Annotated in this window: 11 protein-coding genes; 7 read left to right on the forward strand and 4 right to left on the reverse strand. The window is 69.4% G+C overall.

Annotated features, from left to right (window positions below; translation table 11 throughout):
- Positions 1-342 (reverse strand): ABC transporter substrate-binding protein (locus QTI68_RS27005; protein WP_286526099.1); only part of this gene is annotated, 342 nt, incomplete at its 3' end.
- Positions 343-469: 127 nt separating this feature from the next.
- On the opposite strand from QTI68_RS27005, the gene QTI68_RS27010 reads away from it, so the two are divergent.
- Both QTI68_RS27010 and QTI68_RS27015 read left to right on the forward strand, forming a co-directional pair.
- On the forward strand, positions 470-841 hold the full coding sequence (locus QTI68_RS27010; RefSeq protein WP_286526101.1) for an Hsp20/alpha crystallin family protein: 372 nt from the start codon (positions 470-472) through the stop codon (positions 839-841).
- Positions 842-1,058: 217 nt separating this feature from the next.
- A complete protein-coding gene (locus QTI68_RS27015) occupies positions 1,059-1,784 on the forward strand; it encodes an alpha/beta hydrolase-fold protein (RefSeq protein ID WP_286526103.1) in 726 nt (241 codons plus the stop codon).
- Here the strand turns inward: QTI68_RS27015 and tsaD are convergent.
- Positions 1,744-2,781: a tRNA (adenosine(37)-N6)-threonylcarbamoyltransferase complex transferase subunit TsaD gene (tsaD, locus tag QTI68_RS27020; protein ID WP_286526104.1), complete on the reverse strand. Its 1,038-nt coding sequence runs from the start codon at positions 2,779-2,781 to the stop codon at positions 1,744-1,746. The two genes, QTI68_RS27015 and tsaD, sit on opposite strands and share 41 nt — an antisense overlap.
- A gap of 86 nt (positions 2,782-2,867) precedes the next feature.
- Here tsaD and QTI68_RS27025 point away from each other — a divergent pair, with 86 nt between their 5' ends.
- The 4 genes from QTI68_RS27025 (at position 2,868) to QTI68_RS27040 (ending at position 7,444) form a co-directional block, all read left to right on the forward strand.
- Entirely contained in the window at positions 2,868-4,148 is a 1,281-nt protein-coding gene (locus QTI68_RS27025) for a nitrate regulatory protein (protein WP_286526106.1), read from the forward strand.
- A gap of 323 nt (positions 4,149-4,471) precedes the next feature.
- Positions 4,472-5,716 carry a CmpA/NrtA family ABC transporter substrate-binding protein gene (locus tag QTI68_RS27030; RefSeq protein ID WP_286526108.1) on the forward strand — a complete coding sequence of 415 codons (1,245 nt, stop codon included), beginning with the start codon at positions 4,472-4,474 and terminating at the stop codon, positions 5,714-5,716.
- A gap of 10 nt (positions 5,717-5,726) precedes the next feature.
- Complete coding sequence (gene ntrB / locus QTI68_RS27035; protein ID WP_286526109.1) at positions 5,727-6,638, forward strand: nitrate ABC transporter permease; 912 nt, start codon at positions 5,727-5,729, stop codon at positions 6,636-6,638.
- Positions 6,635-7,444 (forward strand): ABC transporter ATP-binding protein, encoded by an 810-nt coding sequence (locus tag QTI68_RS27040; RefSeq protein WP_286526110.1) that lies wholly within the window; start codon positions 6,635-6,637, stop codon positions 7,442-7,444. Before ntrB ends, QTI68_RS27040 begins: the two co-directional genes overlap by 4 nt.
- Before the next feature lie 22 nt (positions 7,445-7,466).
- On the opposite strand, the gene QTI68_RS27045 is transcribed toward QTI68_RS27040, so the two are convergent.
- Positions 7,467-8,723 carry an ANTAR domain-containing protein gene (locus tag QTI68_RS27045; RefSeq protein ID WP_286526112.1) on the reverse strand — a complete coding sequence of 419 codons (1,257 nt, stop codon included), beginning with the start codon at positions 8,721-8,723 and terminating at the stop codon, positions 7,467-7,469.
- Between the two features lie 254 nt (positions 8,724-8,977).
- Between QTI68_RS27045 and QTI68_RS27050 the strand changes: the two genes are divergently transcribed.
- Positions 8,978-10,246, forward strand: a complete 1,269-nt coding sequence (locus tag QTI68_RS27050; RefSeq protein WP_286526114.1) for an MFS transporter — start codon at positions 8,978-8,980, stop codon at positions 10,244-10,246.
- 17 nt (positions 10,247-10,263) lie between these two features.
- Here QTI68_RS27050 and QTI68_RS27055 read toward each other — a convergent pair whose 3' ends face one another.
- Entirely contained in the window at positions 10,264-11,973 is a 1,710-nt protein-coding gene (locus QTI68_RS27055; protein ID WP_286526115.1) for a bifunctional protein-serine/threonine kinase/phosphatase, read from the reverse strand.
- Between the last annotated feature and the right edge of the window lie 47 nt (positions 11,974-12,020).

A 12,020-nucleotide genomic window follows, 5' to 3' on the forward strand; every position in this document is an offset into this window, starting at 1 on the left:
CGAATTGCCCTGCAGCACGATGCGCGCGCCGTCGTCCATCGCGGCCCGCAGCGCCGAGAGCGCCTCCTCGTTCTGCCCCTTGCTGTCGTAGCGGTCGAGCTGCAGCATGCGGGCGCCGCCCGGCAGCTTGACGCCGCCGCGGGCGTTGACCCGTTCGACCGCCCACAGCAGGTTGCGGAACACGGCTTCGCCGGTGTTGGCGAAAGGGCCGCTCATGCTTTCGATCAGGGCCAGGCGGATCGGCGACGCCGATTGCGCCAGCGCCGCCGGAAGGGCCGGCGCGCATAGCGCCAGAGCGGCCAATTTCAAGGCGTGTCGACGCCAAATAAAGTTGGAAGGCATTGTCTTGAATCCCCTGTTGCAGCGCCTAGATGCGATGGCATGCGGCACTTGTCTTGTTGAACGCCGCGCAGTGTAAGGGACACACATTCTTGTCCCGGAAGCAATCCCTCAGCCCAGGAGTCTCACCATGTTTTTCGCCCCCGCAGTCCGCACCGCCCGCTTCGTTCCGCGCACCTATGACCGCAGCCTCGAGCGCTTCGTCAACCAGGCCTTCTCGGGTGCGCAGCGTTCGCTCAACGTCGAACAGGACGAGAAGACCTGGACCCTCACGCTGGACGTGCCCGGCCTGTCGCGCGACGACCTCACGATCGGCATCGAAGGCGCCGTGGTCCGCATCGAGAGCAAGGCCGAAGCCAAGCGCCAGATCAAGGCCGCGTACGAGCTGCCGCAGGACATCGACGTCGCCGCCAGCGAGGCCAAGCTCGAGAACGGCGTGCTGAGCCTGAAGCTGGGCAAGCTGGTGCCGGTGAGCAACGTCGCCCAGCTCGCGATCAACTGAGCCCCGCGGTGCATGCGCCCGGTTCGGCCCGGGCGCAATACCTCTCAATAGGCAGGTCGGTAACTTTCTGTTGCCGGCCTTGTCACAGTTCTGGCTCACAATAAGTGCCAAATACGTCACGTTCTGTGACGTCTTTTTCAATGCTTTCTTCTTAATTAGCGTCCGGATCGTCGAGTTCTGCGGTGGCAGCAGGTGGCGGGCGCCCGATCGAAGCGCCATGAAAACGCACTTGAAGTTTGCCAAGAACAACGCCCGGGCCGATACCCTGCTGGTCTTCCTGCCTGGCGCTTTTCTGAAGCCCGAGGAGTTCGAGCGCGAGGGCTTCGTCAACGCCGTCCGGGAGCGCGAGTTCGCGGCCGACGCCCTGCTGGTGGACGCCGACGTCTCCTACTACTACGACCAGACCTTCATCGAGCGGCTGCACCACGACGTGCTGGAGCCGCAGCGCGCGCTGGGCTACCGGTCGATCTGGCTGGTGGGCATCTCGATCGGCGGCTTCGGCGCCCTCATCCACGAACTGGCAAAGCCCGGCGCGGTCGACGGCATCGTTGCCCTGGCGCCCTACCTGGGCCGGCGGCCGATCGGCGCCGAGATTCACAAGGCCGGCGGCCTGCGGGCCTGGAAGGCGCCCGAGGGGCCGCCGCCGGACGAGGAAGTCGACCGCAAGCTGTGGCCCTGGCTGCAGCAGTACGCCTCGCCGCAGAAGGCCGCCCAGCTGCCGCCGCTGTACCTCGGCTTCGGGCTCAGCGACCGCTTTGCCTCCAACCACCAGCTGCTGGCCGACGCGCTGCCGACCGGCCACGTCTTCACCACCGAAGGCGGCCACGACTGGCCCCAATGGTCGCAGCTGTGGCGCAAGATGCTCGACGTGCTGCCGCTGCCTTCGATGGCGCGCAGCGAACTCAGGCGTCCGGCGGCGACGCCAATGGCCATCGCGGCCTGACGTCGAAGGCGTAGTGCCCGGTCGGCGCCTGGACGCCGGCCTGCAGCCGCATCGCCGCCGCCATCGCGATCATCGCGCCGTTGTCGGTGCACAGGTGCAGCTCCGGATAGTGCACGCGCACGCCGCGCCTGGCGCAGGCGGCATCGAGCTGCTGGCGCAGCACGCGGTTGGCGCCCACCCCGCCCGCGACCACGAAGCGGTCGAGCCCGGTCTGCTCGATCGCCGCCAGCGACTTCTTGAGCAGCACCTCGACGATCGCGGCCTGCGTCGAGGCGGCCAGGTCGGGCTTGCGGGCCTCCAGCTGGTCGCCCAGCTTCTTGGCCTGGGTCAGCACCGCGGTCTTCAGCCCGGCGAAGGAAAAGTCGAGGTTGCCGCTGTGCAGCAGCGGACGCGGCAGCTTGAAGGCCTCGGCATCGCCCTGCTCCGCCAGCTTGGCGAGCCAGGGGCCGCCGGGATAAGGCAAGCCCATGAGCTTGGCGCTCTTGTCGAAGGCCTCGCCGGCGGCATCGTCGATGGTTTCGCCGAGCAGCGCGTAGCGCCCGACGCCGTCGACCCGCATCAGCTGCGTATGGCCGCCTGACACCAGCAGCGCGACGAAGGGGAATTCGGGCGGGTCGGCGCTCAGGAACGGCGACAGCAGGTGGCCTTCGAGGTGGTGCACGCCGAGCACCGGCTTGTCGAGCGCCGCGCCGAGCGCGCAGGCCACGCCGGCGCCGACCAGCAGGGCGCCCGCCAGGCCGGGACCGCGGGTGTAGGCGACGACGTCGACGTCGGACAGGCGCCGGCCGGCCTCTTCGAACACCGCCTCGGTCAGCGGCAGGACGCGGCGGATGTGGTCGCGGCTGGCGAGTTCGGGTACCACGCCCCCGTAGGCCTGGTGCATCGCGATCTGGCTGTGCAGCGCGTGCGCGGCCAGGCGCGGCAGGCCGTCGTCCACGGTCTCGACCAGCGCCACGCCGGTTTCATCGCAGGAGGATTCGATTCCCAGTACATGCATCCGTCGAGTGTAGGCGGCACCCTGTTCCGGGGCACGGATGTTGCTGCATTCCCCTGGAACGGCCCCCGGGCCTCGAGAACACCCCGATGAAATCCGGATTGAGCTTCCTGGTCGGCGCGCTGCGCTGCGAAATCGACGAGCTGGAGCAGCTCGCGCGCACCAGCGAGCTGGTGGCGACGATCGGCCGGCTGGTCCATGCCCTGCAGCGCGAACGCGGCATCTCGAACGTGCTGCTGGCGTCGCGCGGCCAGCGCTTCGTTGCGCAGCGCGACGCCCAGATCGCCGAATGCCTGCGGCAGGAGCAGGCCGTGCGCCTGGCCTTCGACCAGCTCGACGCCGCCGATGGCCGCATCGGCAACGGTGCGCGGCTGTTCAGCCGGATCGCCTGGGTGCTGCCGGGGATGGACGCCCTGACCGGGTTGCGCCAGCGGATCGGCGCGCTGGACATCGATGCCGCGCAGTCGACCGCCGCCTTCGGCAAGCTGATCGCCGGCCTGATCGCGGTCGTGTTCGAGGCCGCCGACGGCGCGACCGACCCGGAGATCTCGCGCCTCCTGGTCGCGCTGTTCAACTTCATGCAGGGCAAGGAGTTCGCGGGCCAGGAGCGGGCCTGCGGCGCCGCCGCCTTCGCCTCGGGCCGCAACGACGGCGCCCGCCAGCAGCAATGGCTGCACCTGATCGCTTCGCAGGAGCATTGCTTCGCGCTGTTCGCCGACTTCGCCGCGCCCGGCTTGGCCGAGGTCTGGGGCTCGGTGCAGGCGGCCGCGCAGCTGGCCGAACTGGAGCGGCTGCGCCGCATCGCCTGCGCGGCGCCGGCCGGCGTGGCGCTTGACAGCGAGCTGAGCCAGGCCTGGTTCGACTGCTGCACCCGCCGCATCGACGCCATGCAGGCGGTCGAGGAGCGGCTGGCGGCCGACCTGCGCCGGCTCTGCCTGCACAAAACCACCCAGGCGCGCAGCGAGTTGCAGGCCCACGAGGCGCTGCTGGCCAGCCTGCAGGGCGAAAGCGGCGCGGAAACGGCGGATTTGGCGGATTTCTTTCTCGACGCGCCGGCAACGCCGGATGCACCGGCCGGCGGCGCGCCCTACGGCCGGCAGCTCGAGCGCTCGATCCTCGACATGGTGCAGGAGCAGTCACGCCGGCTGCAGGCGATGGGCGACGAGCTGGACACTGTGCGCGCCGCCCTCAACGAGCGCAAGCTGGTCGAGCGCGCCAAGGGACTCCTGATGGCGCACCGCCGCATCCGCGAGGAGGAAGCCCACAAGATGCTGCGCCAGACCGCCATGAACCAGGGCCGGCGCCTGGTCGAGGTCGCCGAATCGGTGCTCGCGATGGCCGAGTACCTGCCCGTCGACAAGGCGCCTTGAGTGCATCGCCGGCCCGCAATGGTGCACTGCACAAGCACTTCGCGACGGCAGGCTTCTTGCGGAATCCGCGCCACGGCAAGCATTGGCGGGTATTCAATGCTCCTCTTTTCATAGCAATCAGAAATTGGCACGCCGCTTGCTGTCTCCCAGTCCATAGACCGACGAAGGTCTTCAGGCAGGCGGCATCCAACGGCGGGTGCGGCCCACCGAACCGGACAAAGGCGTCCTTATCCCGCAGGGGCTCGTTTTCGAGCGGCCCGTGCGTGGTGAGGGCGCCTTTTCGTTTTTCCGAACCGCTTTTTTTACTTCCCGGAGTACGACCCATGACCGATGCGCTGAAACCCACACTGAGTCGCCGCCGAGTGCTGCAGGCCGCCGCCGCGGGCGTGGTCGGGCTCGACCCCGCACTGCGCGCCGCCGTCTGGGCCCAGGGCTCCGACAAGCCCGAGAAGGAGGAAGTCAAGATCGGCTTCATCCCGCTGACCGACTGCGCCAGCGTCGTGATGGCCTCGGTGCTGGGCATCGACAAGAAGTACGGCGTCAAGATCGTGCCGAGCAAGGAGGCCAGCTGGGCCGGCGTGCGCGACAAGCTGGTGAACGGCGAACTGGACTTCGCCCACGTGCTGTACGGCCTGGTCTACGGCGTGCACCTGGGCATCGGCGGGCCGAAGAAGGACATGGCCGTGCTGATGACGCTCAACAACAACGGCCAGGCCATCACGCTGTCGAAGAAGCTGGCCGACAAGGGTGCGGTCGACGGTGCCTCCCTGGCCAAGCTGATGGCCGGCGACAAGGCCGAATACACCTTCGCCCAGACCTTCCCCACCGGCACCCACGCGATGTGGCTGTACTACTGGATGGCGGCCAACGGCATCAACCCGCTGAAGGACGCCAAGGTCATCACCGTGCCGCCGCCGCAGATGGTGGCCAACATGCGGGTCGGCAACATGGACGGCTACTGCGTCGGCGAGCCCTGGGGCCAGCGCGCGATCATGGACGGCATCGGCATCACCGCGATCACCACCCAGGACATCTGGAAGGACCACCCGGAGAAGGTGCTCGGCACCACCGGCGATTTCGTGAAGAAGTATCCGAACACCGCGCGCGCCGTGACCGCCGCGATCCTCGAAGCCGGCAAGTGGATCGACGCCGGCCTGCAGAACAAGAACAAGATGGCCGAGACCATCGCCGACAAGAGCTACGTCAACACCAGCGTGGACGCGATCAACCAGCGCATCCTGGGGCGCTACACCAACGGCCTCGGCAAGAACTGGGACGACCCCAACTACATGAAGTTCTACGCCGACGGCGCGGTCTCCTATCCGTACCTGTCGGACGGCATGTGGTTCCTGACCCAGCACAAGCGCTGGGGCCTGCTGAAGGAGCATCCGGACTACCTGCAGGTGGCGACCCAGATCAACCAGATCGACATCTACAAGCAAGCCGCCGCCGCCACCAAGACCGCGGTGCCGAAGGAAACGATGCGCAGCAGCAAGCTGTTCGACGGCGTCGTCTGGGACGGCAAGAACCCGAAGCAGTACGCCGATTCGTTCAAGGTCCATGCCTGAGGAGCCCACCATGGTCAGTGCCGTCTTCCATTCCCCCCTCGAGGCCCACGCGGCCTTGCCGCCGGCGGCGAAAGCCGTCGCCCGCCCGGCTGCCGCGGCTGCGCCGGCCGCGCTCGAACCGAAGCCGCGCGTGCCGCGCGATTTCCGCGCCGTCTGGCTGCGCGTGCTGCCGCCGGTGCTCGGCTTCGCGCTGCTGGTGCTGGTCTGGGAACTGGTGGCGCTGAAGAGCACCACCGGCTTTCCGTCGCCGCTCGCGACCTGGCAGCAGGCGCTGACCGTGTTCAGCGACCCGTTCTACAGCAAGGGCCCGAACGACCAGGGCGTGGGCTGGAACGTGCTCTCGTCGCTGCAGCGGGTGGCGCTGGGCTTCGGCCTGGCGGCCGCGGTCGGCATCCCGGCCGGCTTCGCGATCGGGCGCTTCGAGTTTCTCTCGCGCATGTTCAATCCGCTGATCAGCCTCTTGCGGCCGGTGTCGCCGCTGGCCTGGCTGCCGATCGGCCTGCTGGTGTTCAAGGGCGCCAACCCGGCCGCCATCTGGACCATCTTCATCTGCTCGATCTGGCCGATGATCATCAACACCGCGGTCGGCGTGCAGCGCGTGCCGAGCGACTACATGAATGTCGCCAGGGTGCTCGACCTGAGCGAATGGAAGATCTTCACCAGGATCCTGTTCCCCGCCGTGCTGCCCTACATGCTGACCGGCGTGCGGCTGGCGGTCGGCACCGCCTGGCTGGTGATCGTCGCGGCCGAGATGCTGACCGGCGGCGTCGGCATCGGCTTCTGGGTCTGGGACGAGTGGAACAACCTCAACGTCGCCAACATCATCATCGCGATCTTCGTCATCGGCATCGTCGGCCTGGTGCTCGAGTTCGCGCTCGTCAAGATCGCCACCGCATTCACGTTCGAAGAGGTCAAGCAATGAACGACGACACCAAGTACATCGCGATCGAAGGCGTCGAACAGCGCTTCAAGACCGCCAAGGGCAGCTTCCTGGCGCTGCGCGACGTCCACCTGAACGTGGCCAAGGGCGAATTCATCACGCTGATCGGCCACTCCGGCTGCGGCAAGTCGACGCTGCTGAACCTGATCGCCGGCCTGACCACGCCGACGCAGGGCGTGCTGCTGTGCGCCAACCGCGAGATCAAGGGCCCGGGGCCGGAGCGTGCGGTGGTGTTCCAGAACCACTCGCTGCTGCCCTGGCTGACCTGCCACGAGAACGTGTACCTCGCGGTCGAGCGCGTGTTCGCGGCGACCGAGAACAAGGCGCAGCTCAAGGCCCGCACCGAGGCGGCGCTGGCACTGGTCGGCCTGACGCCGGCGGCGCAGAAGCGGCCCGGCGAGATCTCGGGCGGCATGAAGCAGCGCGTGGGCATCGCGCGGGCGCTGTCGATGGAACCCAAGGTGCTGCTGATGGACGAGCCCTTCGGCGCCCTCGACGCCCTGACCCGCGCCAAGCTGCAGGACGAACTGCTGGCGATCGTGCAGAAGACCCGCAGCACCGTCGTGATGGTGACGCACGACGTCGACGAGGCCGTGCTGCTGTCGGACCGCATCGTGATGCTGACCAACGGCCCGGCCGCCACCATCGGCGAGGTGCTGGCGGTCGACATTCCGCGGCCGCGCAACCGCGTGGAGCTGGCCGAAGACCCGGTCTACGTGCATGCGCGCAAGGCCGTGATCGACTTCCTCTACACACGCCAGGCGCACGTCGAAAAAGTCGCTGCCTGAATCAAACACCCGGCACCGGGACTCAGGACATGATCACCTGCAGGCTGTGCTCGTACGCGGCGGTGAGCTGCTCGAAGGTGTCGACCAGCGCGTCGCTGGCGCGCACCAGCGACGCCCGGCCCTCGGCGCTGTCGAGGGCCCGCACGCCACCCAGCAGGTGCAGCCATTCGTCGCGCGCGACCGCCAGCGCCGCACGGATCTCGGGCGAGCTCAGCGGCGCGGCTTCGAGCTCCCGCAGCGCGGCCTCGAATTCGTCCATCGTCGCGGCCATCCGGTCCTGCGACGGCGCCGCCAGCAGCGCCTCCTTGGCCAGCCGCTGGGCCCGCATGCGCTGCCGGCCGCAGAGGTTGACGATCCGCAGCGCCCGCCGAGCGCCGGAGGCTTCGAGCGCCTCGGTCAGCGCTTCGGCGGCCCGCAGCAGCGCCTCGGCCCGGGCATCGATCACATCGAGCGCCGACGCCGCCGGCCGCGCCGCGAGGGCCGTTTCCAGTTCCTGCCAGGCGCCGCGCACCCGGTCCAGCGCCGCGGTGGCGGGCGCGCCGAGCGCCAGGGCGGCGAGATGATCCAGGTTGTGCTTCACCCGCTCGGTCGACTGCGTGCGCAGCACCCGGGCGCGCCGCACGTCGATGCCGGCCAGGGCCTGTGCCGCGACCCGCACCAGCCGCTGCGACAGCATGCGCAGCTGGCCGGCGCGGTTGATCGCATCGGCCCACTGCGCGGCCTCGAGCACCGAACGCGAGACTTCGCCGAGCCGAAGGTTGGCATGCATGGCGGCGCCGCGCAGCAGGCCGAAGGCCTCGTCCTCGCCAATGCCGCGGGCCGACATCAGCAGGCCCTTGGCGCGATCGACCCACTTGCGCTCATCGAGGCGGGTGCGCAGCGCTTCGAGCTCGCCGCGCAGTGCGCCCTCGCGCTGCCAGCGGGCGTCGGCACGCGCCTGCAGCGCTGCCAGGGCCGGCGCGTCGATGCGATCGGCCGGCGCCCACGCGTGCACGCCGAGCGCCACCAGCTGCGCGTGGGCCGCACCGTCGAGCGGCGCGCTGACCAGGCCAATGGCGCAGGGCGGCAGGCCCGACCAGGCCCGCAGCGCATCGAGCAACGGTCCAGGCACCGAGCCTGGCAGCCAGATCAGGACCTGTCGTGGTGCCGACGCCTCGATCTGGCGCACCAGATCGCCGCAGGCGACCGCGACGAAACCGTGGGCCAGCGCCGGGTCGAGGGCCACGGGCAGCGCATCGGCAGCACTTTCGGGAGGAGGAGCAACGAGAAATCGGGTCACGGTGGCAATCGGAAACAGATCCACAGCATAGGCCAGCCAACGCTCAAGTTACTGGCACGTCTTTTGCGTAATTCAGGGGGCGGTGTAACGAAGCACCGCTTTGGTGAAGCGGCAGGTTCCTGCCCGCCGTCCGGCAGCGACAAGGCCGGACACACCCTCCAGGCTGCCGACTGCCGCGGCAGCCACACCTTCCCAACCCCGCCCGACGACACGGCCCGCTCACGGCCGGGCCGCGGCATTTCGCATGGACTGCCATGACCAGCTTCAAGACGTTTCTGAAAACAGGCCACGGCCCGACGCTGTTCGCGGCCTTCCTCTATTTCTCTTTCTCGTGCTGCATCTGGGTGCTGAACGGCGCCATGGCGCCCTTCATCGGCGAGACTTTCGATCTCTCGCCGGCGCAGAAGGGGCTGATGCTGTCGGTGCCGATCATCGCCGGCGCGCTGATGCGATTTCCGCTCGGCATCCTGTCGCAGTACATCGGCCGCAAGAACGCGACGCTGGTCGAGATGGGCCTGATCGCGGTGGCGATGCTGTTCGGCTTCTTCTTCGTGAAGAGCTTCAACGACCTGCTCGCGATGGGCGTGCTGCTGGGCATCGCGGGCGCCAGCTTCGGCGTCGCGCTGTCGCTCGGCTCGGGCTGGTTCCCGCCGCAGCACAAGGGCCTCGCGATGGGCCTGGTCGGCGCCGGCAATGTCGGCACCGCGGTGTCGGTGCTGGTGGCGCCGCCGCTGGCGCAATGGCTGGGCTGGCAGGCGGTGTACGGCGTCGCCGCCGGCGCCATCCTGGTGCCGATGGTCGTCATGATCGTGTTCGCCAAGGAGCCGCCGGACATCGACAGCCATGCCAGTTTCCGCGAACACATCGCCTGCCTGTTCGAGAAGGACGGCTGGGTCTTCAGCCTGATCTACGGCGTGACCTTCGGCGGCTTCATCGGCCTGACCACCTTCCTGCCGTCCTACTACTACGACCAGTTCGGCGTCAGCAAGGTGCAGGCGGGGCAGCTCACCATGCTGGCCGCCTTCATGGGTGCCGCGGTGCGCGTCGTCGGCGGCTGGATCTCCGACCGCTGGGGCGGTGTCAACACGCTGACCCTGGTGCTGACGGTGGTGGCCGGCGGCCTGGTGCTGGTGGGCATCTCGTCGTCTTCGCTGGTGCTCACCACGCTGCTGCTGATCGCCTGCTTCGCGGCACTGGGCGCGGGCAACGGCGCCCTGTTCCAGCTGGTGCCGCTGCGCTGGCCGGCCAGCACCGCGGTGGCCGGCTCGATGATCGGCGAGATCGGCGCCCTCGGCGGCGGCCTGGTGCCCAATGCGATGGGCCTGTCCAAGCAGTACCTCGGCAGCTACACCTGGGGCTTCGTCTTCTTCGCCCTGCTGTCGCTGGTGATGCTCGGCGTGATGCGCGTGATGCAGATCCGCTGGACCCGGACCTGGGCCGAGAAAGGCGGTCGTGCGCGGGTCGCGGCCTCTCCCTCGGCGGTCAAGTACGCCGCCCCGCGCAAGACGGCGCGCCAGCGCTGAAGAGGCCGCCCATCATGTCAGCGCGGCAAGAAGAGCAACCACAGCACGAGCAGGGCGTTGAGCAGCAGCGACACCGCCAGCGCGATCTTGACGAGCGCGGCCGGGTCGCGGCGGATCAGCGGCGTGTGGCCGGGCGGACCAACGGGACGCGACGCCCCACGCTCCAGCGCCAGCACCAGCTCCTCGGCGGTCTCGAAGCGCTGGCGCGGATCGCGCGCCACCGCCTTGCACACCAGGTGGTCGAGCCAGACGGGAACGTCGGGCCGGATGCGCGACAGCGCAGCCGGGTCGCGCCGGTAGCGCGCCAGCTGGTAGGGCTCGATCTCGCCGTAGGGCAGTCGTCCCGCCAGCCACTGGTAGAGCGTGACGCCGAGCGCGAACAGGTCGCTGCCGGCATCGGCGTCGGCACCCTGCCACTGCTCGGGGTTGATGTAGCTCGGCGTGCCGGCGTGCAGCTCGCGCTGGGCCTCGCCCTCGCGCCCGGACAGCGCGACGCCCAGGTCGAGGATGCGCCAGCGGCCGTCCTCGCCCAGGTGCAGGTTGCCGGGCTTGATGTCGCGGTGCACCACCCCCTGCCGATGCAGCCGGCCCAGTGCCTTGGCGATCGCGATGGCCGCGCCGATCACCTCGGCCGCGGCGCCCCGCGGGCCGGTTTTCTGCAGCTGTTCGAGCGTGCGGCCGCCATGCCAGTCGAACACGACGTAGAGCGCGCTGGCGTCCTCGGCGCGTTCATGCACGCGGACGAAGCCGCTGTCCGCGCGGGCGCTGACGCGCAGGCCCAGCCAGGCCTCGTGCGCCAGCATGGCGCGCTCCTCGGGATCGCCGGCGCGCGAGGGATGCAGCGTCTTGATCGCGACCAGCTCCCGCGTGACCGGATGGCGCGCCTGGTAGAGCAGGTGCACGCCGGTGTCGGCCACCCGTGCCGTGATGGCGTAGCCGTCGAGCACGTCGCCGACCTTCAGCGCCGGCGGCGGCGCCAGCCGACGGACGTCGCCGAGCTCGTCGTCGAGCTGGCGCGCGTCGAGGCCGATCACGCGGATCACCAGCGCGGTGGCGTTGTCGCGCGAACCGGCCGCGAGCGCCGCCCGCACCAGCGCCTCGCTGCCCTGCAGCGCCGTGCCCTGCAGTGCGAAGCGCGCCAGCTGCTGCGCCTTGAGTGCGCCGTGCACGCCATCGGAGGTCAGCACGAAGCAATCGCCGACACGGACCTCGCCCTGCGCGTAATCGACCCGCACCTGGTCGTCGAGGCCGATGGCCCGGGTCAGCCGGCTGCGCAGGTCCGGATGCTCGAAGGCGTGGTCCTGGGTCAGCGGCACGGCGGGCTCGCCGGCGTCGCGCACCTGCCAGGCGCGCGTGTCGCCGACGTGGGCCAGCGTGTAGCTCTGGCCGTGCAATACCAGCGCGGTCAAGGTGGTGAGCGCGGTGCCGCCGCCCTGCCGGCGCCGGTTGTGGTCGGCCAGCCAGGCGTTCTGGGCGCCGATCAGCCGGTCCAGGGCCGCGGTCGGCTCCCAGGTGTCGGGCGTCGCGAAGTAGTCGGCCAGCAGGCCCATCACGGTGGTCTGTGCCGCCTCCAGGCCATGGCCGCCGGCGGACACGCCGTCGGCGATGGCGGCGATCAGGCCGCGCGCCTCCTCGCCCGGCGGCGCGTGCACGGTGCCGGCGAAGTCCTCGTTGACGTCGCGCGGCCCGCGCTGGCTGCTGTAGCCGATGTCCACTTCAAAGCTCATGGCGCGATTCTCCACGCGCATCGCGGGCCACTCCGCCTGATTTGATT

Origin of the sequence: Variovorax sp. J31P207 (genome assembly GCF_030316965.1) — a bacterium.
Classification (GTDB): Bacteria; Pseudomonadota; Gammaproteobacteria; order Burkholderiales; family Burkholderiaceae_C; genus Variovorax; species Variovorax ginsengisoli_B.

Excerpts from the sequence above, each read along its gene's own strand:
- QTI68_RS27050 (WP_286526114.1), top strand. The coding sequence starts at position 8,978 with ATGACCAGCTTCAAGACGTTTCTGAAAACAGGCCACGGCCCGACGCTG.
- QTI68_RS27015 (WP_286526103.1), top strand. The coding sequence starts at position 1,059 with ATGAAAACGCACTTGAAGTTTGCCAAGAACAACGCCCGGGCCGATACC.
- ntrB (WP_286526109.1), top strand. The coding sequence starts at position 5,727 with ATGGTCAGTGCCGTCTTCCATTCCCCCCTCGAGGCCCACGCGGCCTTG.
- tsaD (WP_286526104.1), bottom strand. The coding sequence starts at position 2,781 with ATGCATGTACTGGGAATCGAATCCTCCTGCGATGAAACCGGCGTGGCG.
- QTI68_RS27055 (WP_286526115.1), bottom strand. The coding sequence starts at position 11,973 with ATGAGCTTTGAAGTGGACATCGGCTACAGCAGCCAGCGCGGGCCGCGC.
- QTI68_RS27025 (WP_286526106.1), top strand. The coding sequence starts at position 2,868 with ATGAAATCCGGATTGAGCTTCCTGGTCGGCGCGCTGCGCTGCGAAATC.
- QTI68_RS27030 (WP_286526108.1), top strand. The coding sequence starts at position 4,472 with ATGACCGATGCGCTGAAACCCACACTGAGTCGCCGCCGAGTGCTGCAG.
- QTI68_RS27040 (WP_286526110.1), top strand. The coding sequence starts at position 6,635 with ATGAACGACGACACCAAGTACATCGCGATCGAAGGCGTCGAACAGCGC.
- QTI68_RS27010 (WP_286526101.1), top strand. The coding sequence starts at position 470 with ATGTTTTTCGCCCCCGCAGTCCGCACCGCCCGCTTCGTTCCGCGCACC.